Below are 23,082 nucleotides of genomic sequence, written 5' to 3' on the forward strand. Positions count from 1 at the left end.
CGGTGATTGCAGGTACAAGGAGTCCATTTCCTCGCCATCCATGGGGTGGGCGGGGTCTTTTTCCCGGGTTTGCGGGGCCGCATCGTCCGGCGGGGCGGTGTCCGGCAGTTGCTCGGCCGCCCAGGCCAGGCCCGGGGTCAGAATCAGTGTTTTTAGTATTGTTTTCATGGTTCTGATCATAGCGCTGTCGAGCGAAAGGGGGAATCGGTTCGCACTTTTATCGCCCTGTTGAGTGTCAAGGCGGGTCAATACGCGGGCGACAGGGTGAAGAGCCATTGAGGCAACCTCCGAAACGGGTATGCTGATGCGCTTGATCTAAAAAGGCGGTAAGACCTGCATGGCGCAACACGATGCACAACCATTGGCGATGGCCTGCTGGGATTTGTCCTGGCTGCTGCAGCGCGATATTCGCGATGGCGCCTATGCTTCGTTGGAGCGCGTGTTGGACGAAACCCAGCAGCGGGGTTTCAATGCCTTGCGCCTGGACCCCTGCCCCCACCTGATCGCGACCCCGGAAAGTGGCATCCATATGGATCGCTGCGAGCTGATGCCCCAGGGGCTGCCGGCGACCGAGGTGAAGATACGCCATCAACTTCAGCAGGTGCTGCAGTCGGCCCACGAGCGGGGGCTCAAGGTCTGGCTCAGCAGCCGCTTTATCAACGACAGCCGTGCCCGCCGTTCCTTTGTGCGCCGCCCGGAAGATTTTGTCAGGGTGTGGAGTGAGACCTTGGCGCTAATCGAGCAGTGGGGATACCTCGGTGACGTAGCCGGGCTGGATTTCTGCTACCAGTTTCCGTCCTTGCCTTATGCCCACGGGGTGGCCCGGCGGGTATTCAAGCGTTCTCCGGAACGGCCGCTGCCATCGCACTGGTCCCCTGCCGCCGGGGAGCGGCTGGAAGATTACCTGCGCGAGATCCCCCGTGCCCTGCACGCCCTGTTCCCCTCGGTGCCGGTGGGGCTGAGCACCACGGTGGCGCTGAGCGAGCAGTTCCGGCAGCTGGATACCAGTGAGCTGGATTTTCTCGATTTCAGTGTCTGGCTGGATGATGACCCGCGCTACCGGCTGGCCAGCGGCGAAGCCCTGCCTGCCTCCGGCCTGCTGGGCAGGCTGGCCAACCCCATGAAGCAGCTGCTGCTGGATGCCGGCGGCATGCACTGGCAGCGACGGCTGGAAGATCAGTTGCAGCGGCGCATGGCATTCACCCGCCTGCGCCGCCTGCAACCGGTGATAAGCGAAGGTTTTGTGCGCCAGCCACCGCATCTGCGCAAGCTGCCCACCGGGTGGGCGGATCTGCATGAAATGATGGTGGTCAATGCCCTGACCCAGGGCGTGCAAGCGCTGACGCCCACGTCGCTGGCGTGCCCCGGTTACCCCTGGTTATGGCAGGAAGAGGAATACCTGGCGCACCTGAATCACCTGATTCTGTCTGGCTCGTCGTAGCTGGACGCTACCCACCCCAAGCTTACAACGCAGGAAGAATTTGTGATTTGCCATTACGGCAAATAGCGCGCCCATCGTGTTTGGGCGCGGTGCCGAACGTTGCAGGTCTGGGCGGCCGGGGTTCGTGTTGTAGCTTGGGGCGTGTAGCGTGCGGCGCCTCTCTTTCCTACACCGTTAACGCCTTCAGTCGCTGCCGATAAATCCGTGCAAACTCCTCCGGGTCCTTGCTGCCCTGCCCTTCACTGTGGTCGGACACCGGGCCGGCCAGGCGAGACAGCCAGAAACGCAGGGCCGCCACGGCCAGTGCTTCGCACAGGCGGCTGTGGTCCACGCTGCGGCCTTGATCCCGGTAGGCAGATAACAGGGCCAGTTCCCGTTCGGGTGCAATCTGGCCATGGGGGTCCACACACCAGTCGTTGAGGGCCACCGCCAGGTCGTACTCCGGGTGGTCCAGGCAGGCATTGTAGAAATCCAGCAGGGCGCTGATCTGGCCGTCTTTCCACAACAGGTTGTCGCGGAACAGGTCGCCGTGGATCAGCGTGGTGCCGGCGGGCTGGGCCAGCCAGTCGTGCAGCAGGGCGGCGGCGGTGTCGCGCTCGGCCTCGGGTAGTTTGTGCAGGTGGTCGGCAAAGCCGTGCAGGCGCTCCCGTTCGCTGGGCAAGGGTTGCAGTGCGGCGGTGTCGCTGGCGTGCAGCCGCGCCAGCAAGGTGCCCACTTGTCGGCAGCGATCCGCATCCACGGCAAAATCGTGCTGGCCGGGCAGACGTGGCATCAGCACTGCGGGTTTGCCCGCTACCGTGATCTGGTCTTTGCCGTCGGCATCCGGCAGGGGCGCGGGGACCGGCAGGTGCTGTTCCGCCAGCTGCTCCAGCAGGGTCAGGTACGGTGCCAGGGCCGGCGCGCTCAGGGACTCGAACACGGTGAGCACCAGTGGGCTGGGCTGGCCATGGCGATCGCCGGCCTCGATCAGAAAGGTGCTGTTCTCGATGCCGTGGCTGGCGGCGTGATAATCGCGCAGCTGGAAACCGAACGGCTCCAGCACCTCTGCCAATTGGGCGGGGCTGAGCGGGGTGTACACCGACATCACAATCCTCGTTGTTGATGAAAAAAGGCCGCAGATGACCAGACTCTGCCCGCAGGCAATGGTATAACAGGCCGTCGATGCGTATCAGCAAAGCGCATAATCCCAACAATAACAAAAGGACGACAGACAATGCGTTACTGGATGCTTTTCGGGTTGTTGTTCAGTCCCGCTCTGTGGGCGGACCCGGTAGCCCATTATCAGGATCAGCGTTCTGCCTATGTGGCCGGCAACCTGATGCACCTCAATCTCGATTATGACAGCCGGGAGGTAACCCCCACCGGGGTTGGCCTGCGCCTGGGCGGCATGGTCAATCCCTACTGGGGGGTAGAGCTGCGCGCGGCCACCGGGCCCTCGCCGGACACCTACCGGTCGGAAAACAGTCGCAACAAGGTCGACTATAGCGTGGACCATGTGGGCGCGTTGCTGGCCACGGGCCGTTTCCCCTTCAAGTCCCCGGTGAAGCTGCCCTATGTGGAGAACCTGTTCGTGCAGGGCTTTGCCGGCATTGCCGATGTGAAAGTGAAAACGGTGACGCGCAAGTGCAACGCCCTGGGCTGCCGTGATGATACCGCCCGCAATGACGACACCAGCCTGGCGTTCGGGGCGGGCGTGGGTTTACGCACGGAATTCAATCTGGGGCTGACCCTGGAATACATGCAATACATTGATGAAGAGTACCTGACCGTCACCGGCATCGAAGGTGGCCTGGAATGGTATTTTTAGACAACGCCTGACGCTTGAAGCCTGATGCCTGAGGCAAAACCGGTAATGCCAAGCCCGCAGAAGATGCGGGTTGTCTGGTGTTAGCGTGTTGCGTTTGGCGTCATGCGTCTGGCGATCAGCATAAGGAGACCCCATGAATCCAGTTGTTTTTGAGCGGGCAACAGTACGTGCCCTGATGACGTTGCCCGGTCCGGTGCTGGAACGTTTTGCCGTCGGACTGGAAACCCACAGCCGCTCACACCTGGATTCGCGATTGCGTTTTCTGCTGGCACTGAGCGGTGCCAAGCCGACTCTTAATTCGGGCACGGTGGAGCAAGCCCGGCGTAATTACCGGGACATGATTGCGCTGTTGGATGTGGCGCCGGTTCGCCTTCCCGTGGTGGTGGATCATCAGGTCACAGTGGATGACGGCAGCCAGATTCTGGTGCGCCGCTACCGTCCGGCGAATGCGCCCCGAGTCGCCCCTGCCATTCTGTTTTTCCATGGTGGCGGTTTTACCGTGGGCGGCGTGGAAGAGTACGACCGGTTGTGTCGCTATATCGCTGACCGCACCGATGCGGTGGTGTTGAGTGTGGATTACCGGCTGGCCCCGGAGCACCCTGCCCCGGCCGGCATGGATGATTCATTCGCCGCCTGGCGCTGGTTGCTCGACAACACCGCCCAGCTGGGCCTGGACCCGCAGCGCCTGGCGGTGATGGGCGATAGCGCCGGTGGTTGCATGAGCGCGGTGGTCTCTCAGCAGGCGAAGCTGGCAGGGCTGCCTCAGCCGGCGTTGCAGGTGTTGATTTACCCGACCACCGACGGGGCCCTGGCCCACCCTTCCGTGCAGACGCTGGGCCAGGGCTTCGGGCTGGACCTGCCCTTGCTGACCTGGTTTCGCGGGCATTTCATTCAGGACCCGGCGGTGATCGAAGATTATCGGGTCTCGCCGTTGCGCAACCCGGACCTGGCCGGTCTGCCCCCGGCAATCATGATCACCGCCACTGACCCGTTACGCGACGAAGGGCTCGAGTACGCCGAAAAACTGCGCGCCGCAGGCAACGCCGTAACTTCGCTGGATTACCCAAAACTGGTGCATGGATTCATTTCCATGGGCGGGGTGATTCCGGCAGCCCGCAAGGCGTTGAATAATATTTGTGATGCCACCGCAAAGCAGCTTTAAGGCAGTGACGAGCGGCTAGCTGTTAGCCACGAGAAAAAGATTTAACTAGTCGCTCGAAGCTAGTCGCTCGAAGCTGCTTTTTCAAAACTCCCCCACAAACTGGTTATAAAACTGCCGCGCGGTGCGCCCGGAGCGTACGCCCTTCTCCATGGAAAAACGCCGGGCCCGCACGTGCAGTTGTTCCCGGTCACGCACCTCGCCGAACAGGTGATCGACGATCTCGAAATACTGCGCCTCGTTGATCGGATAAAAACTCAATCCCAGGCCAAACCGGTCGGACAGGGAAATTTTTTCTTCCACCACATCGCCATGGTGCAGCTCCCGGTTCACCACCTGGGTCTGCTCGTTGTCTTTCATGTATTCGGGGAGCAGATGGCGGCGGTTGCTGGTGGCATAGATGCGCACGTTTTCCGGCGGCAATTCCAGCGATCCTTCCAGCACGCTCTTCAAATGCTTGTACTGGTTTTCGCCATCTTCGAAGGACAGGTCATCACAGTAAATGATGAAGCGCTGACTGCGATCGCGAATATCGTCAACGATATCCGGCAGGTCGTGCAGATCATCCTTGTCCACCTCGATCACGCGTAGTCCACGGGCGGAATATTCGTTGAGCAAGGCTTTGACGATGGAGGACTTGCCGGTGCCACGGCTACCCCACAGCAGCACATGGTTGCAGGGCTGTCCGGCGAGAAAACGTTCCGTGTTCTGTACCAGCTTGCCTTTCTGGGTATCGATGCCGAGCAAGTCATGCAGGCGTACCGGGTCCGGGTGGGGAACAGGACGCAGCGTTTGTGAACGGCCACGCCAGATGGCCGCAGGAGTGTGGCGCCAGTCGATGGGGCGATGGGGGGAGTGCATGGTAAGCCTCACGGGCAACAGAAAAAGAATGGCGGCCAAAGTTTAACGCACCCCATGGGCAAACGCAGGCTGCGTTCGTAGCGAACTTTATCTATGCTTGGGTCTCAGAGATACCCTGTGTAATGCGCATTCACGCGTGCGCTCATGCACGCGACACACGCGCCGACACACGCGACAAGGAGAGCAATATGAAAGCTGCCGTTCTGGCTGCAACGGGCCTGGCCCTGGTATTGGCGGGCTGTAGTTCCTCGTACGATAACGATTACCCCATGGGCCTGCCGGACGACACGCTCACTTGCCCGGATGATCCGCCCGATGTGTGCACCATGGATTATCGTCCGGTGTTTGGTTACGACCAGCAGGGCGGCATTCTGGGTGAGTTCGCCAACGCCTGTGGTGCCTGCGCCACCGAGGGCGTGAAATATACCTCGGAAAAGAACGACCCGAATATGCCAGGCCCGGTGCCTGATGCGCCGGCGGCACCTGCGGACGAAGCGGCTCCGTCTGCGACTTCTTCCGCGCCGTCCCGTTATTGATCTGCCCTGACCCGAGGCCGCTTTGGCAAACGCGTTAACCCTGCTGCTGGATTTTGACGACCAGTATCGCCGCGATGTGGACCAGAACCACGCGTTCCTGCATCGCCGCGACCGGCGTTTTGCCCAGCAGCAACAGGAGCAGCGGCAGCCGCTCACGGTGCCCGCCTGGCTGGCCTCTCTACATGCCCTCAATGGCCAGCGTCAGGTGGACAGCGGTAGTGATCCGCGACTGCGTGGCTGGCGCCAGGCGCGTTGGGTGTTTGCTGGCCTGGGGGCCGTGCTGGGCGTGGCTTTCATGCTGGGCCTGCTCTATTACGATGGTGGCCAGCAGATCAACGTGACCCTGCTGGTGGCGCTGGTGGGCCTGCAAGGGCTGCTGGCATTGTTCACCAGCGTGCAGGCCTGGCTGGGCTGGCAGCCCTGGCGTACCCTGCTGGGCCGTTGGCGTGGAAATGACGATGCGTTGGCTTCGTTGCGCCCGGTGCTATCCGCCCGGGTGGCGCACACCGGCGGCTTGATGTTTGCCCTCACCGGGTTGCTTACCTTGCTGTTGCTGGTGGCGGTGCAGGATCTGGCGTTTGGCTGGAGCACCACCTTGCAGGCGTCCGCCGCCGGTTATCACCAATGGATCAGTGCACTGGCCTTGCCCTGGCAGTCCCTGTGGCCTGACGCGGTACCCTCGTTGGCGCTGGTGGAGACTTCCCAGTTTTACCGGTTACAGCAAGGCAACGGTGTGGCCGATCCGGCCTTGCTGGGCACCTGGTGGCCGTTCGTGTTGATGCTGTGGCTGGTCTATGTGCTGCTGCCCCGCTGTGTGCTGCTGATGCTGGCGGCGCTGCAATTACGCTGGCAAAGCCATCGTGCCCTGCGCGCACACCCGGGCTGGCAGCCGCTCCATTACCGCTTTGATACGCCCTGGGTGGACACCCGGGGCGACGATGAGGGGCCGGCAGCCCCGGCCCCGGCCCACACCGCCCTGTCGCCACTCCCTGCCAGCACCACCCTGATTCACTGGGCCGGGGCGGGCCTGCAATCTGCATCACTCGGTGCCGCCCTGTCGGCGGGTCCGGCGCCGTTGCAGTTGCGTGCCGGCGGCAATAGCAGTCTGGATGAGGATGCCCGGGTGTTGGCGCAGGCGGCGGAAGCCGGGCAGCCGGTGATTGTGGTGGCCCGGGGTTGGGAACCGCCCACCGGGGAGCTGAGCGACTTTATTTTTGATGCCCGCGAACAGGGTATGACGGCGCTGCTGGCGCTGGTGCCGCTGGCCGACGAAGACGGAGCGGCGTTGGCCGACCCGGGGTTGCTGGCCCAGTGGCAACGCTTTGTGGACCGCCAGCGCGACAGCCAGTTACTGCTGTGTGCCCCGGTGGCGGCAGAGAAGGAGCAGCAAGCCTGATGCACGAACCCGACAACGACACGCCGGCGCCTGGCGTGGACCTGCCGCGCTTTGCCGTGGTGGGCCACCCCAACAAGGGCAAGTCCAGCGTGGTGGCGACGCTGGCTCAGAACGACAGCATCGCCATCGCCATGGAGCCCGGCACCACCCGCGACAGTCACCGTTACCCCATGAAAGTGGATGACGTGACGCTGTATGAGCTGATCGACACCCCCGGCTTTCAGCGCCCCCGCAAGGTGCTGGCCTGGTTGCAGGGCCACAGCCTGTCCGCCTCGGATCGGCCGGAGACCGTGGCCGCTTTCGTGACCCAGCACCGTGATGACCCGCGTTACCACGACGAATGTGAATTGCTGCGGCCCATCGTGGAGGGCGCCGGGATCATCTATGTGGTGGATGGCTCCGTGCCCTATAACCGTGAGCACGAAGCGGAAATGAATGTTCTGCGCTGGACCGGCCGGCCCAGCCTGGCGCTGATCAACCAGATCGGCCCGGACGACCACAGCGCTGCCTGGGAAGCCGCGCTGGGCCAGTATTTCCAGATCGTGCGGCGCTTCGACGCGGTGCGTGCCCCGTTCGAAAAACACCTGGACCTGCTGCGCAGCTTTGGCCAGCTGGCGCCCCACTGGCGCGAACCGCTGGATGCGGCGCTGGAGTACCTGCAGGCCCTCAAGTTCGGCCGCGACAGCCAGGCCCTGGAGCGCATCGCCGATGCCCTGATCGACATGCTCGGCCACCAGGAAACCGCACGGTTGAGTGAGTTCGAAGACGTCAGCCCCCTGTTGCCCAAGCTGCAACAACGGTGGCAGAACTGGCAGCGTGAGCGCGAACAACGGCTGCGGGTGGCGGTGGAAGACCTGTACCAGCATCGCCGCCTGCAGCGTCAGGAAGAGGCGCTGGTCACCCCGCAAGGCGGTGACCTGTTCAGTGAGCGCACCCGTCAGCTATGGGGCATCAGCAAGACCCAGCTGGCCGCCGCCGGTTTTGGCGCCGGCGCCGTGGGCGGTGCCGGCATTGATGCGGTGGCGCTGGGGCATTCGTTGGGTGCCGGCGCGTTGATTGGCGGGTTATTGGGCGCCGCCGGCAGCTACTACTACAGCGACAAGCTCACCAAACTGAAATTCGGCCCGCTCAGTGGGGGATTCCGCGAAGCCGTCTACGGCCCCCTGCGGGACCCGCAGTTTGCCTATGTGGTGCTGGGCCGGGCACTGGTGCATTGGTATCAGGTCAGCCAGCGCAACCACGCCGGCCGTGATGTGCTGGTGGTTACCGGGGCGCAGGACCACTGGCTGACACAGATGGAGCGCAGCCATCGCAATGGCCTGCAAAAAAGCCTGCAGGCCCTGGCCAGCCGCCGCTTTGATCCCAGCAAACGCCAGCGGCTGATTGAGCAACTGGAGCTGGCCCAGCAGGCGTTCGCCCAGTGGCAGCTTAGGCCTTTTCAGGAATCCGGCGAAGCCTCTCCCAATTAAGCGATTAATATCAGTGGCATAGGGCCAACTCCCAAGCGGCGATAACTCAGCGACAACGGAATAGTTCATTTGTGTACTATTCCGTTGTATACTTTGTGAATCATGTTCATAAAGATTCAGGAGGGCTGTGTGAGCCGCTTCGACGCCACCGAAAATCGCATCAACCTGACCCATCAGCGCTTTCCCGGCTACCCCCGGGAACCGGCCATGCTGGTGCGGCTGGTCAAGGCCATCTCCCAGCACGTCCACGACACCGCCAACCTGGTGCTGCGCCAGTACGGGCTCAATCACACGGACTACAACGTGTTGATGATGCTGTACGGCTGCCAGCAGGAAGGCATGACCGTCACCCAGCTGCGCGATGCGGCGGCAGAGAAGTCGGCCAACGTGACCCGGGTGTGCAATATTCTCTGCGACCGGGGCTGGATGGCCCGCTATGCGGATCCCCAGGACCGGCGCCGGGTGTTGGTGTCCCTGACCCCGGAAGGGGAGGCGCTGGTGGAACAGTTTCTGCCGTCCATGTCGTCCCTGCTGAATCAGTACGGCGCCGCCTTCGATGCCCGGGAAACCGCCCAGTTGGAAAACCTGTTAAAGCGGTTGCTGGGGGTGGCCGAGCAGATCGAGCGCGAGCTGTGAGCGCGCCAGCATGAATGCCCGGCAGGAGACCGCCTCGCCCCGACCCTGGCTGATGGGCCAGTTGCGCGAAACCGCGCTGGACTGGCTCTACGTGGGCAAGGCGCTGCTGGCCATTTTTATCGGTGGCTGGCTGGCCATGCGTATGGACCTGCAGCAGCCAGCCACCACCATGATGACGGTGGCGTTGGTGATGCACCCGGCCAGTGGCATGGTGCTGGCGAAAAGTTTCTACCGGGCCATGGGCACACTGGTGGGCTGTGGCGTGGCTATCGCGCTGGTGGGCCTGTTCCCGCAGCAGCGTGAATTATTGTTGGTGGGCATGGCCCTGTGGATTGGTCTGTGCGCCGCCGGGGCGTCCCTGTATCGCAACTTCATGTCCTACGGTTTTGTGCTGTCCGGCTACACCGTGGCCATCGTGGTACTGCCGGTGGTGCAGCATCCGCTGGGGCTGTTTGATTCGGCGGTGATGCGGGTCAGCGAAGTGATGCTGGGCATTCTGGTGGCCGGGCTGGTGGGGGATGTGCTGTTTCCCCAGCGGTTGCGTATGGCTCTGCGCCAGCAGTTGGCTGACCAATACCGGGGCTTTCTGGCGTTTGTACGCGGCAGCCTGGGGGGCGTGCTGGCCCGTGAGGCGCTGGAAGAGGCCCATATGCGGTTTGTGGGCGAGACCATTCAGGTGGAAAACCTGCGTAGTTCCGTGGTGTTCGAGGACGCCGGCGTGCGGGCGCACAGCCCGCGCCTGCGCCAGCTCAACCAGCATTTCATGGAGGTCTCCACCAGCTACCAGACTCTGCATCATCTGATGAATCGCATGCATGCGCCCCATCACCGCGATACCCGCGACCGGTTGATGCAGCTGTGCGCGTTTGCCGCCACTGCCCTGGAAGGGGATTGTCAGCCCAGCCCGGAGGCTGCCGCGCGGCTGGCGTTGGAGCTGCAACACACCGAGCGGGCATTGCCCGGCAAGATCAGTGAGCAGCGCCAGGGGCTGACCTCGCGCCGGGAATTACTGGATTTCGACACTGGCGCCGAGCTGCTGGGCCGCTGTCTGCAGGAATTACAGGCCTATGTGCAGGCCTATGCGCAATTGCGCCGCCCCGGCGTGCCCACGGTGGCGCAGAAAGAGGTGGTGTTCCAGCACGGTAATGATCGCCTCGGCGCGCTGGTGAGCGGGGTGCGGGCCACGGTGACCATGTTGGTGATGGGCAGTTTCTGGATTCTGTCCGGCTGGGTCCATGGGGGCAGTGCCATGATGTTGGCGACGATTTTCACCGGCCTGTTTGCCAGTGCGCCGAACCCGTCAGCGGTGGTGCGGCAGATTACCCTGGGCTTTGCCACCGGTATGCCGCTGGCGTTTCTCTGTCAGTTTCTGGTGCTCACTCACATGGATGGCTTCGGCCTGATGGTGGCCGGCATCGTGCCGTTTCTGCTCACCGGGCTGTATCTCACTACTCGGCCGACGCTGGCCGGGTATGGCACCGGCTATGTACTCAGTTTTATCTACCTGTTGAATCTGCACAGCCCGATGACGTTCGACCCGGTGTATGTGGTCAACGAGGCGATCAGCCAGATTGGCGGGGTGCTGGCGGTGGCCGTGGCGTTCAGCCTGTTCGGCAACGCCTCCAGCAATGGCTGGTTGCGACATCGGTTGTTGCGCCAGCTGCGCTATCAGGTGGCCCGTGCCTGCGAGGCGCCGCTGAACGGGTTACGCCACCGCCTGGAAAGCGCCACCCGTGACCTGTTCATGCAGATCATGGTGCATGCGGGGCCGCGCGCTCGTGACTGGCTGCCCTGGGCGTTGTCGGTGCATGAAACCGGCCGTGCGGTGGTGGAGCTGCGCAGCCGACATGTGGCCCTGCCGCGGGCCGAGCAGGCCGCTGTTGTTACGGTGCTGGAGGCCTTCGCCCGTCTCTATCGCAGTGATGCGGACAAGCAACAAGGTGCCCACGAGAGGGCGTTGCTGGCGCTGGATACGGCCATGGCCACGGTGGCCGACCGCCCTGCCCTGCGTCAGCTGCATTTGCTGCGCCAGGCCCTGCTGGATACCCGCTCGGTACTGGTGGCGACGCCGGCTGCCAGTCCCCAACCGCATCAGGAGGAAGTGCCCCATGCCCCGTGAAATTGCCGTGCTGGATGCGCTGGTGCCCAGCCTGTTACTGGTGTTTGTCTTCAGTCTGCTGTTGCAGTGGGCGGTGGACTGGGTAGGCGGCCGTTATGGCCTGTACCGCTATGTTTGGCACCCGCCGTTGTTTCGGGTGGCCGTATTTTTCTGCTGTTTTGGTGGCCTGGGTTTGCTGGCCATGCAATGAGGTGGAAGGAGGAGAGAAAACCATGAAAACCCAATCCCTGATTCGGGCCTCGGTCACCCTGTTTATGGTGGCGCTGGCCGCCTTGCTGGCCTGGGCCCTGTGGCAGCACTACATGTATTCCCCCTGGACCCGGGATGGCCGGGTGCGGGCGCGTGTGGTGCAGGTGGCGCCGGATGTGTCCGGGCTGGTCAGCGAGGTGGCAGTGGCCGACAACCAGACCGTGCAGCAGGGCGATCTGTTGTTCGTGATCGACCGCAGCCGTTACCAGAATGCCCTGCAGCAGGCGGAGGCGGACCAGCGCGCCGCCGAAGCGGCAGCCCGCGCGGCCGGTGCGGATATTCGTGCTGCCCAGGCCAGCGCCGCCAAGGCGCGGGCCGAGTTTGCCATGCGCCAGGCGGAATCCCGGCGCCGGGATCGTATCGCTGAAGCGGTGTCCCGGGAGGTGCGCGATAACGCCCACAGTAACGCCGATGCGGCCCAGGCCCAGCTACAGGCGGCCCAGGCCAGCCATCAACGGGCCACCGCCAGCCAGCAGCAGTTGCTGGCCCGCTTGCAGCAGGCCAATGCCGCCCTGGCGCTGGCGCAGCTGAACCTGGAGCGCACGGAAGTGCGCGCCCCGGTGGACGGTTACGTCACCAACCTGGCGCTGTATCCGGGCGATTATGCCCACGCCGGGCAGGCGCATATGGCACTGATCGATCGGCATGACTTCTGGGTATACGGCTACTTCGAGGAAACCAAGCTGCCCAATGTGCATGTGGGTGATGCGGTGCAGGTGCGCCTGCTCAGTGGTGTCCGCGCCCATGGCACCGTAGACAGCATTGCCCATGGTATCGCCGACCGGGATAACCCCACCGGGGCCAACCTGCTGGCGGATGTGAACCCCACGTTCAACTGGGTGCGCCTGGCCCAGCGGGTGCCGGTGCGGGTGTCGATTGATGCAGACAGCCTGCCCGAGGGCACCGTGCTGGCGGCGGGAATGACCGCCACCCTGACCCTGAATCCCTCCTGAAGGGGCCCGTCGTTGGGCAGGAAAACAGGGTCGGGCAGATAATTGCACGCCGCTTAACCGCTAAAACCTGCCTGGCAGCGGGTAACGGTGGGCGCTTTATTGCGTGAGGCTGGCGTGAAGGTGAACATGAAACGACCGTACGAGGACGAGTCATGTTACCCGAAGAAATCAAGCACAAGCTGGCTACCCTGTCCCGCCCTGGTTGGCGCCCCCGAGTCGGCCCGGCGGTGCCGGGGGCACGCTCCAAATTTGGTGGGCTACCACTGCTGAAAGAGGGTGAATCCTGGCCCTGCTGTGGCCATTGCCACCAGCCCATGCAGCTGTTTGTGCAGCTGGATTCCCAGGATGTCCCGGTGGATGGGCGCGCGGCATTCGGTGACGGGGTGCTACAAGTGTTCTATTGCACCAACGGGGAAGAAGACTGTGAAGTGTTGGGGCACGCGCACCTGCCCTTCTCCGACGCTTCTCTGGTACGAGTGATTCCCCGGCAGCAGGCCGGTGGTTTTGATGCCCTGCCGGTGGGCATACCGGATGCGTTCCCCGAGCAATCATTGACTGGCTGGCAGCGGGTAACGGATTTTCCAGACCACCAGGAAACCGCTGCCCTCAACGATGATGATATGCCCGATGGCATGGTCGCCCTGCTCCAGGCGCACCGCCCTGCCCCGCGTCCGGGCGACAAATTTCTCGGTTGGCCGCACTGGGTAAAAGAGGTGGCCTACCCGTCCTGCCCTTGTTGCGAAAAGCCGATGAAATTTATTTTGCAGCTGGATTCAACGGACACCCTTCCCTTCTGGTTCGGCAACAGCGGTTGCGCCTATGTTTTCCAGTGTGAAAACAGTCCGCAGGTACTCGCCATGAGCTGGGAAAGCCGCCCCTGAATTTATGAAAATTTCCTGGAAATTTTCATAAACTGCTCAATTTTTTCCTCTTTCCTGGCGGTATTGCTGCGGCGAAACGCGCATCACTTTCTTGAACAGCCGGGAAAAATAATATGGATCATCGTAGCCCAGCTGCAGCGCGATGGCGGCCACGCTCTGGTCGGTGATATCCAGCAGGTAGCAGGCATGGCTAACCTTGATGCGCAGGAACGCCTGCATGGGGGTTTGCCCGGTCTGGCGTTTGTATTCCCGAATAAAATGGTAGCGGGACAAATCGCTGGTGGCGGCGATCAGTGTATCCAGGCTGAGGCGTTGGTCCATGGCCGTTTGCAGGTAGCTGTTTACCCGTGCCACATCCAGGGTGGCGTGGCGTACCTGGTGCTGGCGGCGCATCAGGGCCGCGTAGGCGAGCAGGCTGCGTAGCAGGTTGGCCGCGTAAATCAGGTGTTCCGGCTGGGCGCTGGTGGCTGCCGCCATCAACGCCTGAAAATCCTCCGCCAGGCGGGAATGGACGCCGACCCGGACCTTACGGATGCCTGGCTGGTGTTGCCCGGCAATTTCGTCGAAATATCCCTGCACTTCAGGCCCGCCCAGATGCACCCAGTAAATGCTCCAGGGGCGCTGCGGGTTGGCGTAGTAGCGATGGGCCAGCCCGGCAGGCAACAGCAATAGCTCACCGGCCTCAACCGGCTGGCTCAGCCCTCCGTAAGCCACCTGTCCTGCCCCGGAGACACAGTAGATCAACAGGTCGTCCGCCGGATGCTGGCGTGCCATGCGGTGCCCGCTGGCCTGCGGATAAAAGCCCACCCCATGGGGCATGCAGCCAGAACAAAGCGGATGATCGCGGACACTGGTCAGCACCGCCGGGGGGATCACGGTGCGTTGGCCGCTGTCGGGCAATGGCCAGCGGGAAGTCTCGGCGGTTGGTCGTTCCTGGTATTCCATAAACAGCAATATAGTCCATCTTGGTCAAAAGTGGCTATCTGCATGGCAGAAAAGCTGTGCTACAACAGGGACAACGCTTGTAAGCAGTCACGCTTTACGCTGGCGCGCCCAGCCGAAAGCCCGAAAAAGGATGGAGAACCCGATGGCCCACCAATTACCCCTGCTGATTAACGGTGAATTTGTTGCCAGCCAGACTGACCAGTGGATTGCGGTAACCAACCCGGCCACCCAGGAAACCCTGTGTGAGGCCCCGGCGGCCACCGCCGAGGAAATGGAGCGGGCCATTGCGGCGGGCAAGGCCGCCTTCCAGACCTGGAAAGAAGTGCCGGTCTCCGAGCGAGCCCGGTTGATGCTGCGCTACCAGGCGCTGCTGAAAGAGCATCACGACGAAATTGCTGAAATCCTCAGCCAGGAAACCGGCAAAACCTTCGAAGATGCCAAAGGGGACGTGTGGCGCGGCATCGAAGTGGCCGAGCAGGCCGCCAATATCGCCTCGCTGATGATGGGCGAAACCGTGGAAAACGTGGCCCGCAGCATCGACACCCATTCTTGGACCCAGCCGCTGGGCGTGTGTGCGGGGATCACCCCGTTCAACTTCCCGGCCATGATTCCCCTGTGGATGTTCCCGCTAGCCATCGCCGCGGGTAACACCTTTGTGCTCAAGCCTTCCGAGCAGGACCCGATGACCCCCAACCGTCTGGCGGAGCTGTTCCAGGAAGCCGGCGCGGCGCCGGGCCTGTTGCAGGTGGTGCACGGTGGCAAGGAGCAGGTGGATACCCTGCTGTCGCACCCGGACATCAAGGCGGTGTCGTTCGTAGGCTCGGTGCCGGTGGGTCAGCACGTGTACCGCACGGCCACCGACAACATGAAGCGCGCGCAGTGTTTTGCCGGCGCCAAGAACCACATGGTGATCATGCCCGATGCCAATAAGGAGCAGGTGGTCAGCAGCCTGGTTGGGTCGTCCTGCGGGGCGGCAGGGCAGCGTTGCATGGCTATCAGCGTGGCAGTGTTCGTGGGCGATTCCAAAGCCTGGATCGATGAGCTGGCCAGCCAGTTTGCCCAGATTCGTCCCGGTGCCTGGAATGACCCGGAGGCCGCCTATGGCCCGCAGATCAGCCCGGCTGCCAAACAGCGGGTGTTGAAAATGATCGAGCAGGGCAAGCAGGAAGGCGCCACCTGTTTGCTGGATGGCTCCGATTGCACCGTGGAGGGGCTGCCGGAGGGCAACTGGGTTGGGCCGACCCTGTTCACCGATGTGACTGCCAACATGGCGATTTACCAGGAAGAAATTTTCGGGCCGGTATTGTGCTGCGTCTGCGTGGACTCACTGGAAGAAGCACTGGAACTGGTCAACAACAGCCCCTACGGCAACGGCACCTCCATCTTTACCGCCAGCGGTGCCGCCGCACGTAAATATCAGCACGAAGTGGAAGTGGGGCAGGTGGGTATCAATGTACCGATCCCGGTGCCGCTGCCGTTCTTTAGTTTCACTGGCTGGAAAGGCTCGTTCTACGGTGACCAGCACGCCTATGGCAAGCAGGGTGTGCGTTTCTATACGGAAACCAAGACCGTCACCAGCCGCTGGTTCGATTCTGATATTCCGGCGGCAGCCGGGCCAAACATGAGCATTAATTTGAAGTGACGGGGTTTTCCGTAGGAGCGTCGCTTGCGGCGCGATTCCAGCGTCAGGTTGTCTGCGCCGCAAGCGACTTTATTCGCTGCGCTCCTACGGCAAGGGTCTTGAATGATTAAACGATCTTGAAAGGATCAATGCGTGGACTTTTCTTTCACTGAAGAACAGCAGGCTTTTCGGGGAACCGCGCGCCAGTTTTCTGAAAAAGCGCTGGCGCCGTTTGCCGCAGAATGGGATGCCAAAAGCTTCTTCCCAAAAGGCGCGATTCGCGAAGCCGGGGCGTTGGGTTTCTGCTCCCTGTACTGCGATGAAGAATACGGCGGCATGGGGTTGAGCCGGCTGGATGCGGCGTTGATCTTTGAACAACTCTCCCAGGGCTGCACCTCCACCACCGCCTTTATCACCATCCACAATATGGCCACCTGGATGCTCACCCGTTTTGGCAGCCATGCCATCCGGGCGCGTTGGGCCGAAGCATTGATGAGCGGTGAAAAACTGGCGTCCTATTGCCTTACCGAACCGGGTGCCGGTTCCGATGCCGCATCGTTAAGCACCACCGCAAAAAAAGACGGTGATGATTATGTGCTGAACGGCGCCAAGGCGTTTATTTCCGGCGCGGGCGATACCGATGTGTTGGTGTTGATGGCACGTACCGGTGGGCACGGTGCCGGCGGCATTTCCTGCTTTGCCGTTCCGGCGGATACGCCGGGTATCAGCTACGGCCGTAACGAAGCCAAGATGGGCTGGAAAAGCCAGCCTACCCGGGCAGTGATTCTTGAAGATGCACGCATTCCTGCGGACTGCCTGATCGGTGAAGAAGGGCAGGGCTTTCGCATCGCCATGGCCGGCCTGGATGGTGGCCGTATCAATATTGCCAGCTGCTCTCTGGGGGCGGCCCAGGCGGCCCTGCGCCAGGCCCAGCAATACGTGCAGGAACGCAAACAGTTTGGTCAGGCCATTGGCGATTTCCAAACCGTGCAATTCACTCTGGCCGACATGGCCACGGAGTTAGTGGCGGCGCAGCAAATGGTCCGTCTGGCGGCCTGGAAACTGGATCAGAATCACAGCGATAAAAGCATGTTGTGCGCCATGGCAAAGCGTCTGGCAACGGACCTGTGTTTCAACGTCTGCAACCAGGCGCTGCAACTGCATGGCGGTTACGGTTATATCAGTGAGTACCCGCTGGAGCGTTACGTGCGCGATGCGCGGGTGCACCAGATTCTGGAAGGTACCAACGAAATCATGCGCGTGATTATCTCGCGTAATGTGCTGAAAGATTTGTCGTTTCTTTGAATAAAGGTGCCCAGTAGGCGCGGCGTTTGAGTCGCTAACTTGCTTGTGATGCGCGAACCAGATGTGATTCGTGACTCAAGCACCGCTGCTATAACCAAGCAATATGCGAGGGAGAGATAACAATGAAAATTGCTTTTTTCGGCGTTGGACATATGGGCGCCCCCATGGCGGTCAATTTGGTTAAGGCGGGGCACGAGGTAGTGGCCTTTGACCTGATGCCAGCCTTGTTGGAGGCTGTTGTCCAAGAGGGCGCTAAAGCGGCAGGCACTGCGGCAGAAGCGGTGGCCGGGGCTGAGGTGGTTGTCAGCATGTTGCCCTCCGCCGGTGCGGTTCGAGGCTTGTACCTAGGCGACGCCGGTGTACTGGCACACATTGATGAAAGTGCGCTAATCATCGACTGTTCCACCATTGATGCGGATACCGCCCGTGATGTGGCCAGCATTGCCAAAGAACAGGGCCGGACCATGATCGACGCGCCGGTATCCGGCGGTGTTGGCGGCGCAAAGGCCGGCACGCTGACCTTTATTTGCGGTGGCCCGGAAGGCGCCATCGAGCGTGCCCGGCCGGTGCTGGAATGCATGGGCGCGCAGGTGTTTCGTGCTGGGGATAGTGGTGCCGGTCAGTTGGCAAAAATCTGCAATAACATGTTGTTGGCCATTCACATGATCGGTACTGCTGAAGCGTTGCAGATGGGCGTCGACCATGGCCTCGACCCGGCGGTGCTGTCCGATATTATGAAAGCCAGCTCCGGTGATAACTGGTCACTAGACAAGTACAACCCCTGGCCCGGAGTCATGGACAATGTGCCTGCTGCGAAGGGCTACGAAGGTGGCTTTGCGGTAAAACTGATGAATAAAGATTTGGGGCTGGCGTTACAAGCAGGCCTGAGCACCCAGTCCGCCACCCCCATGGGTAACTTGGCAAAAAGCTTGTATGCCACCCATGGAAATCATGGCTACTCGGATAAGGATTTTTCCAGCATTCAGGCATTCTTTCGGCACGATGACGATTAACTGTTATCAACAGGTGATGTCGGCTTGCGCCTTCGGCTAAGTCGACCTACGAGAGCGTTGCTAGGTAAAGGGGATGTGCCGCTGGGGTTGGCCGAAGGCGTAACTCGACGTTCTGTACACTGGGGCAGACGCGTGAATCGTGCATGAATCATTGCGCCTGTGAGCGCCGCAGTATGGGCGCTCACAGGGAGTAACAATCAGGCGATGTTATTGATGCGCGGACCTTCACGGAACAGTTGGTCCAACTCACCTTCGTAATACGCTTCTACCCGCGGGTTCATCACTTTCTTCCACAGTGGCGGTACCATGGCCAGCAGCATCATGGTGGCATAACCGGCCGGCAGCTGTGGGCTTTCGTTATAGTGGCGCAGCACTTGGTAGCGACGTTTGGCGTAGGCATGGTGGTCGCTGTGGCGCTGCAGCTGGAACAGTACAAGATTGGTGACTAGATAATTCGAGTTCCAGCTGTGGGCCGGGGTGACCCGCTCATAGCGGCCGGTTTGCAGCTGTCGACGATGCAGGCCGTAGTGTTCAATATAGTTGACGATTTCCAGTGCCAGCGCCGCAAAGAAGCTCTGGCCAACAAAGAACAACACGCCCTGCCAACCCCAGAGCATACCGAAGGTCACGGCGAACAAGGCGGAGATGCTGTACCACCAGATCAGTTCATTATGAACGCTGATGTTCTTCTTGCCCTTACGCTCCAGGTATTTCTTTTCCAGGCTCCAAGCATTGATGAAGTTATGCACAAACGCCTTGGGCAGGAAGTTATACAGAGACTGGTTATAACGGCTGGATGAGGCATCGTCTGGTGTGGACACATGTACATGGTGGCCGCGCACGTGTTCTACCTTGAAGCCGCCATAGCTTACCGACGACAACAGCAGGCCGCCCATCCAGTTTTCCACCTTCGGGTCCTTGTGAATCAGTTCGTGCCCCAAGTTGATGGCGATCATGCCGCCAAGCAGGCCGATGGACATGATCCATCCGAGCATGCCGCCCCAAGAATAATCATTGCTAACGAACACATGGCCGGCATAGAACAGCAGGCCCAGCCAGGCGGTTGCCAAAAGTAGGGGAAGGGCGCGGTAGCTTTTGTCCTGCGAAAGTTCGGGTACCTGTTTTTCTTCATCCGGGTTAACCGGATCCTTGCCGACTAGGTAATCTACCACCGGGACCAGAATGAAGAATATCGCCAAGATCATCCAAGCCCAGAGGTTTTGCGTACCCTGATCACGCCCCACCAGAGCGGAAAAGGGCACCATGGGAAGAAAGAATGCCCAGCAGGCGAGGTAGCCCCATTTCTTTAAACGTAACAAGGTATCGGGATTGATTTTTTCCAACATAATAAAACCTCACATATTTCTGTTTTGTTATTGCAGGATGAAGTTGAAAGAAAAAGTAGCCTGATTACTCCACGGGATTGACGCATTCAGCACGTGAGGGGTCGCCTTTACATCGTACTTTTCGCAGTAAGCTCATCATGTCCTTGTTGTAAACGCCTTGGTTGGCAAGATCGATACGCGCCTGACGAAACATTTCGTCGTAACGGGTGGTTTCGCTATCGGATATATTGATCCACCACTTTTCGTTCACTTCGTTATTTGCGTTATTGATGATACGCATGGCGCGATCAAACTGGCCGGCCAAGTACTTTCGGGAATGATCGGGAAAATCTGCGGGGAAAAGGTCTTTGCGAAGAATTAACTGTGCGCTCAACTGGCCTAGCACCAGATTAATGATGCCGCCGTCTGGCTGCATGCCCTTATACAGCTCTAAGGCGGAATAACCGAAGATGGGAGCGAAGCAAGTATCTACAGAGCCGTTATTGAAACGGGTAGAGAAATTGGTGATATCCGACATCACTGGCGACATGCCCACGCGCTTGGCCATGTTCGCCTCGGCCACGTCGTATTCCAGCACCGCAATGGATTTTCCTGCTAATTCTTTCACTGTATCAATGGTGTTGTCTTTGACGAAAAGATACGCCGCCCCCATGGGTACTAAGCCAGCGAATTCATAGGGGCCGGAAACCAAGTGAGGGTTTACCTTGGGGTTGCCGCTGGCCAGGATAGACACCACCATTCGCATGGCATCGTAATTGGGAATGGCACCGATGGAATCCATGCTGCCGGTATAGTTGATGAACTGGCGACCACGGATGCCGGTAAGCAGTGCTCCATCGCATTGCTTTGCTTTCAAGTCTTCGGCGGCAATTTTCTCGTCGGTGTAGGGCTTGAGTTCAAGGTCCACGCCCCAGTCAAGCGCTGCGGTCTTGAAGTCCTTCATGATGCTGTAGAAATCGCCGTTGGCACCGACAAGATCGAATACACAGAGGGTGCGTTTTTCGTTGATGCTGGCATGGGCGATGTTGGTAACCAATGCCATGAAAACCACGAGAAAAAGAGTTGATGGTTTTACATATCGCATGATGTTCTCCCTTAATTTAAGCAACCAATCAGTAAGGTTTTTTGTGCTTTGTTGCCTTCTTGTTCGTTTGTGGTTATCGGGTTTTGAACCGTGGAAGTTGATGCTAGATATGCGGTCGGTGCTGGGGTAGGTTGTCTATAGACAAATAGGGGTCATTTATTGACAATGCGAATTTTCAGGTTTTGTCAGTCATGAATAAGCCGATGGAGTGGGCATTATCCATCAACTATCTTCGGCAGGTGGCAGACCAGTTAATCGAGATGGGAGTCGACGTTGCCCCTTGGCTGGCGGCTCATGATTTGTCGTTGGCTGATCTTGATCTGGCTGATGCCACCGTTCCCTGGGAGGTGGTCCGTACCCTGTTTCTGGAGGCTGAGGCGATCACGGGGGAGCCGGCGTTGGGCCTGATGGTGGGGGAGCGTCTACGCATAAATAATCACGGCATGATGGGCTATGCGGCCATGAACAGTGGTTCTGTGCGCCAGGTCGTTGAGATACTTGAGCGTTTTATCCCTCTGCGTATTAACTTAGTGATGGTAAGCCACCAAGTGGATGGCAAATACCTAAACCTGCAGATCCGGGAGTTGCTGCCGTTGGGTGAGGTGGGTCCTTTCTTGCTGGGTGCAGTCGTGGTGGCGGTAAAGAACGTACTCGATTTCATTACTCTGGGTAATTGTCAGGTAGCCAAAGCCAGCTTTGCCTTTTCCGAAACCTATGACCCGGAACTCGTTGAGTCCCTGTTTCGATGCCCGGTACGCTACGGCCAAGACTGGACCGGTTTGTCTCTGCCACTGGATGTGGTGGATCAGCCTCTGCGAACCGCTGACCCGGCCGCCTTCGAGCATGCGGAAAAACTCTGCAAACGGGAACTGCACAGCCTAGTGTCGGATGCTTCCGTGTCAGCACGGGTACGTCGATTAATGCTGGCCAAGCAGGTGAATTTTCCCTCACTCTCCGTCACCTCCCGCATTCTGAACATGACTCCCCGAACCCTGCATCGTCGCTTGTTGGATGAAGGCACCTCGTTTCAGGAAATTCTCGACGGGGTCCGCCATGCCCTTGCCCTGGAATACTTGAAAAGCCAGAACATGAGCATTCAAGAGCTGGCGTATACGCTGGGTTACGGTGACACGGCAAACTTTCGCAGGGCTTTCAAGCGCTGGACCGGTTTGGCACCTTCTGCTTTTCGGGAAAGTGGCCAGGGTTGATCTGGTGGAGACAGAGGGGGCGCGGTCAGATAAATAATCTGCTATAGCGGTTTCTTTTTCTTCTGATAGATCGATAAAACCTTCGCAAATCTTCGGCGCGGTTATCGGTGCCAGCTGATCGCCAGTCGATTTTCATATGGGATGAGGCAGTGATTTCAGTGTCGTTGCCGCCGAAAATAATAAGCCCGTAAATAGCGGGCTTATTATTTCACGCAGTTTTTTTCAAGCTGCTTGAGCTGTCTCGTGCATTCGGTTGGCCCGCCGGAAGGTGCCCAGATCATTAAATCTCACCCCATTATCCTTGAGCACTTTGTGGGCCTGCTTGGCGGTCATCTGTCTGATATAAAAAGGGTCACGAACCACAAAGTGGTGAATCGCGTGGGTGCTGCCGAAGTTGAAGCAAAAAGCCTGCATAGGCCACAGCCACCATACGTTCAGTACCTGACACTGTTCGGTGATTTTCCCCTGCTCATTATCGCCGTAGTAATGCATGTTGGACGAAATAAAGTGCAGGCAAAATGTGCGCAACATATTTGGGGCGATGAGTACAACAACCAGTGGTGTAATCCAGCTCAGTTGTGCGGTGACCATGTTCGGCCAAGGGATTTCAGCACCCACCAACCAGGCCGAGGCATTAGCCAGGTGGAATAACACGAAGAAGTGCCAGATAGCGTGGGTAGCGATGCCCAGCGGGCTGTAGCTGACCAGGCCGATCAGGCGAACGTTCTTCACATCTTGCTTGGTGATCAAGCCGCGGTTGTACAACTTGCCGGGTTCAGTCAGGTACTGCCATGCGCGCAGGTAGACGGCCAGCATGCCATCGCCCACCATCAGAAGGCGCTTGATTCCCCACTTTTCACCATTGGTAATACCGCGCTCTTCAAGGTCGGTTTCACTGCCGGAATTTTTGTGGTGATGAAAATGCAGGTGCCGGCGGATCCAGGGGTTGATCACGTTGGGACGCAGTAGATAAATACCCATCATCATTAGGTTGTGCATGAACTTGTTCTTTTTGAAGTACATCAGGTGAATCAAGTCATGTTCCAGTTCGTG

General features: G+C 59.9%; 21 protein-coding genes. 15 read left to right on the forward strand and 6 right to left on the reverse strand.

Going from position 1 to position 23,082, the window contains the following annotated elements; translation table 11 throughout:
* The first annotated feature begins 337 nt into the window (after positions 1–337).
* Complete coding sequence (locus A3730_RS25715; protein ID WP_063520734.1) at positions 338–1,441, forward strand: cellulase-like family protein; 1,104 nt, start codon at positions 338–340, stop codon at positions 1,439–1,441.
* 166 nt (positions 1,442–1,607) lie between these two features.
* Here the strand turns inward: A3730_RS25715 and A3730_RS25720 are convergent, their stop codons facing one another.
* A complete protein-coding gene (locus A3730_RS25720) occupies positions 1,608–2,525 on the reverse strand; it encodes a homoserine kinase (RefSeq protein WP_063539269.1) in 918 nt (305 codons plus the stop codon).
* A gap of 129 nt (positions 2,526–2,654) precedes the next feature.
* Here A3730_RS25720 and A3730_RS25725 point away from each other — a divergent pair, with 129 nt between their 5' ends.
* Together A3730_RS25725 and A3730_RS25730 are read left to right on the forward strand one after the other, a co-directional pair.
* Positions 2,655–3,248, forward strand: a complete 594-nt coding sequence (locus tag A3730_RS25725; protein WP_063520736.1) for an outer membrane beta-barrel protein — start codon at positions 2,655–2,657, stop codon at positions 3,246–3,248.
* Positions 3,249–3,381: 133 nt separating this feature from the next.
* Complete coding sequence (locus tag A3730_RS25730; RefSeq protein WP_063520737.1) at positions 3,382–4,410, forward strand: alpha/beta hydrolase; 1,029 nt, start codon at positions 3,382–3,384, stop codon at positions 4,408–4,410.
* Between the two features lie 81 nt (positions 4,411–4,491).
* Here the strand turns inward: A3730_RS25730 and A3730_RS25735 are convergent, their stop codons facing one another.
* On the reverse strand, positions 4,492–5,268 hold the full coding sequence (locus A3730_RS25735) for an ATP-binding protein (RefSeq protein ID WP_063520301.1): 777 nt from the start codon (positions 5,266–5,268) through the stop codon (positions 4,492–4,494).
* A 188-nt stretch (positions 5,269–5,456) separates the two neighbouring features.
* Here A3730_RS25735 and A3730_RS25740 point away from each other — a divergent pair, with 188 nt between their 5' ends.
* The 8 genes from A3730_RS25740 to A3730_RS25775 all read left to right on the forward strand — a co-directional run bounded on the left by A3730_RS25740 (position 5,457) and on the right by A3730_RS25775 (position 13,507).
* Positions 5,457–5,804, forward strand: coding sequence for a hypothetical protein (locus A3730_RS25740; protein ID WP_063539270.1), 348 nt, complete (start codon positions 5,457–5,459; stop codon positions 5,802–5,804).
* Between the two features lie 22 nt (positions 5,805–5,826).
* Entirely contained in the window at positions 5,827–7,200 is a 1,374-nt protein-coding gene (locus tag A3730_RS25745; protein ID WP_063539271.1) for a DUF2868 domain-containing protein, read from the forward strand.
* Positions 7,200–8,669: a GTPase/DUF3482 domain-containing protein gene (locus A3730_RS25750; RefSeq protein WP_063520067.1), complete on the forward strand. Its 1,470-nt coding sequence runs from the start codon at positions 7,200–7,202 to the stop codon at positions 8,667–8,669. The genes A3730_RS25745 and A3730_RS25750 overlap by 1 nt, the downstream gene beginning before the upstream one ends.
* Before the next feature lie 129 nt (positions 8,670–8,798).
* On the forward strand, positions 8,799–9,305 hold the full coding sequence (locus A3730_RS25755) for a MarR family winged helix-turn-helix transcriptional regulator (protein ID WP_063520068.1): 507 nt from the start codon (positions 8,799–8,801) through the stop codon (positions 9,303–9,305).
* A 10-nt stretch (positions 9,306–9,315) separates the two neighbouring features.
* Positions 9,316–11,424, forward strand: a complete 2,109-nt coding sequence (locus A3730_RS25760; RefSeq protein WP_063520069.1) for an FUSC family protein — start codon at positions 9,316–9,318, stop codon at positions 11,422–11,424.
* Positions 11,414–11,614 carry a DUF1656 domain-containing protein gene (locus tag A3730_RS25765; protein ID WP_007148706.1) on the forward strand — a complete coding sequence of 67 codons (201 nt, stop codon included), beginning with the start codon at positions 11,414–11,416 and terminating at the stop codon, positions 11,612–11,614. Before A3730_RS25760 ends, A3730_RS25765 begins: the two co-directional genes overlap by 11 nt.
* A gap of 22 nt (positions 11,615–11,636) precedes the next feature.
* Positions 11,637–12,626 carry an HlyD family secretion protein gene (locus A3730_RS25770; RefSeq protein WP_063520070.1) on the forward strand — a complete coding sequence of 330 codons (990 nt, stop codon included), beginning with the start codon at positions 11,637–11,639 and terminating at the stop codon, positions 12,624–12,626.
* 152 nt (positions 12,627–12,778) lie between these two features.
* Complete coding sequence (locus A3730_RS25775) at positions 12,779–13,507, forward strand: DUF1963 domain-containing protein (RefSeq protein WP_063519903.1); 729 nt, start codon at positions 12,779–12,781, stop codon at positions 13,505–13,507.
* Between the two features lie 36 nt (positions 13,508–13,543).
* Here the strand turns inward: A3730_RS25775 and A3730_RS25780 are convergent, their stop codons facing one another.
* The gene (locus tag A3730_RS25780; protein ID WP_063519904.1) at positions 13,544–14,452 is read right to left on the reverse strand and encodes an AraC family transcriptional regulator; all 909 of its coding nucleotides are present in this window, start codon (positions 14,450–14,452) and stop codon (positions 13,544–13,546) included.
* Positions 14,453–14,594: 142 nt separating this feature from the next.
* Between A3730_RS25780 and A3730_RS25785 the strand changes: the two genes are divergently transcribed.
* The 3 genes from A3730_RS25785 (at position 14,595) to mmsB (ending at position 18,391) form a co-directional block, all read left to right on the forward strand.
* Positions 14,595–16,094 (forward strand): CoA-acylating methylmalonate-semialdehyde dehydrogenase, encoded by a 1,500-nt coding sequence (locus A3730_RS25785; protein WP_063539272.1) that lies wholly within the window; start codon positions 14,595–14,597, stop codon positions 16,092–16,094.
* Between the two features lie 132 nt (positions 16,095–16,226).
* Positions 16,227–17,378, forward strand: coding sequence for an acyl-CoA dehydrogenase family protein (locus A3730_RS25790; protein ID WP_063520050.1), 1,152 nt, complete (start codon positions 16,227–16,229; stop codon positions 17,376–17,378).
* A gap of 122 nt (positions 17,379–17,500) precedes the next feature.
* Complete coding sequence (gene mmsB / locus A3730_RS25795) at positions 17,501–18,391, forward strand: 3-hydroxyisobutyrate dehydrogenase (protein WP_063520049.1); 891 nt, start codon at positions 17,501–17,503, stop codon at positions 18,389–18,391.
* Between the two features lie 197 nt (positions 18,392–18,588).
* Here mmsB and A3730_RS25800 read toward each other — a convergent pair whose 3' ends face one another.
* A complete protein-coding gene (locus A3730_RS25800) occupies positions 18,589–19,737 on the reverse strand; it encodes an alkane 1-monooxygenase (RefSeq protein ID WP_063520048.1) in 1,149 nt (382 codons plus the stop codon).
* 64 nt (positions 19,738–19,801) lie between these two features.
* Positions 19,802–20,821 carry a putative solute-binding protein gene (locus A3730_RS25805; protein WP_063520047.1) on the reverse strand — a complete coding sequence of 340 codons (1,020 nt, stop codon included), beginning with the start codon at positions 20,819–20,821 and terminating at the stop codon, positions 19,802–19,804.
* 191 nt (positions 20,822–21,012) lie between these two features.
* On the opposite strand from A3730_RS25805, the gene A3730_RS25810 reads away from it, so the two are divergent.
* Positions 21,013–22,029, forward strand: coding sequence for an AraC family transcriptional regulator (locus A3730_RS25810; protein WP_197468649.1), 1,017 nt, complete (start codon positions 21,013–21,015; stop codon positions 22,027–22,029).
* Between the two features lie 222 nt (positions 22,030–22,251).
* Here the strand turns inward: A3730_RS25810 and A3730_RS25815 are convergent.
* Positions 22,252–23,082, reverse strand: an 831-nt coding sequence (locus A3730_RS25815) for a fatty acid desaturase (protein ID WP_063539273.1), incomplete at its 5' end; no start/stop codon positions are given.

The organism is Alcanivorax sp. HI0044, from assembly GCF_001634945.1.

Bases quoted from the DNA above. Each gene is read 5' to 3' on its own strand.
- A3730_RS25715 (WP_063520734.1), top strand. From the start codon at position 338: ATGGCGCAACACGATGCACAACCATTGGCGATGGCCTGCTGGGATTTG.
- A3730_RS25720 (WP_063539269.1), bottom strand. From the start codon at position 2,525: ATGTCGGTGTACACCCCGCTCAGCCCCGCCCAATTGGCAGAGGTGCTG.
- A3730_RS25725 (WP_063520736.1), top strand. From the start codon at position 2,655: ATGCGTTACTGGATGCTTTTCGGGTTGTTGTTCAGTCCCGCTCTGTGG.
- A3730_RS25730 (WP_063520737.1), top strand. From the start codon at position 3,382: ATGAATCCAGTTGTTTTTGAGCGGGCAACAGTACGTGCCCTGATGACG.
- A3730_RS25735 (WP_063520301.1), bottom strand. From the start codon at position 5,268: ATGCACTCCCCCCATCGCCCCATCGACTGGCGCCACACTCCTGCGGCC.
- A3730_RS25740 (WP_063539270.1), top strand. From the start codon at position 5,457: ATGAAAGCTGCCGTTCTGGCTGCAACGGGCCTGGCCCTGGTATTGGCG.
- A3730_RS25750 (WP_063520067.1), top strand. From the start codon at position 7,200: ATGCACGAACCCGACAACGACACGCCGGCGCCTGGCGTGGACCTGCCG.
- A3730_RS25760 (WP_063520069.1), top strand. From the start codon at position 9,316: ATGAATGCCCGGCAGGAGACCGCCTCGCCCCGACCCTGGCTGATGGGC.
- A3730_RS25765 (WP_007148706.1), top strand. From the start codon at position 11,414: ATGCCCCGTGAAATTGCCGTGCTGGATGCGCTGGTGCCCAGCCTGTTA.
- A3730_RS25770 (WP_063520070.1), top strand. From the start codon at position 11,637: ATGAAAACCCAATCCCTGATTCGGGCCTCGGTCACCCTGTTTATGGTG.
- A3730_RS25775 (WP_063519903.1), top strand. From the start codon at position 12,779: ATGTTACCCGAAGAAATCAAGCACAAGCTGGCTACCCTGTCCCGCCCT.
- A3730_RS25780 (WP_063519904.1), bottom strand. From the start codon at position 14,452: ATGGAATACCAGGAACGACCAACCGCCGAGACTTCCCGCTGGCCATTG.
- A3730_RS25785 (WP_063539272.1), top strand. From the start codon at position 14,595: ATGGCCCACCAATTACCCCTGCTGATTAACGGTGAATTTGTTGCCAGC.
- mmsB (WP_063520049.1), top strand. From the start codon at position 17,501: ATGAAAATTGCTTTTTTCGGCGTTGGACATATGGGCGCCCCCATGGCG.
- A3730_RS25800 (WP_063520048.1), bottom strand. From the start codon at position 19,737: ATGTTGGAAAAAATCAATCCCGATACCTTGTTACGTTTAAAGAAATGG.
- A3730_RS25805 (WP_063520047.1), bottom strand. From the start codon at position 20,821: ATGCGATATGTAAAACCATCAACTCTTTTTCTCGTGGTTTTCATGGCA.
- A3730_RS25810 (WP_197468649.1), top strand. From the start codon at position 21,013: ATGAATAAGCCGATGGAGTGGGCATTATCCATCAACTATCTTCGGCAG.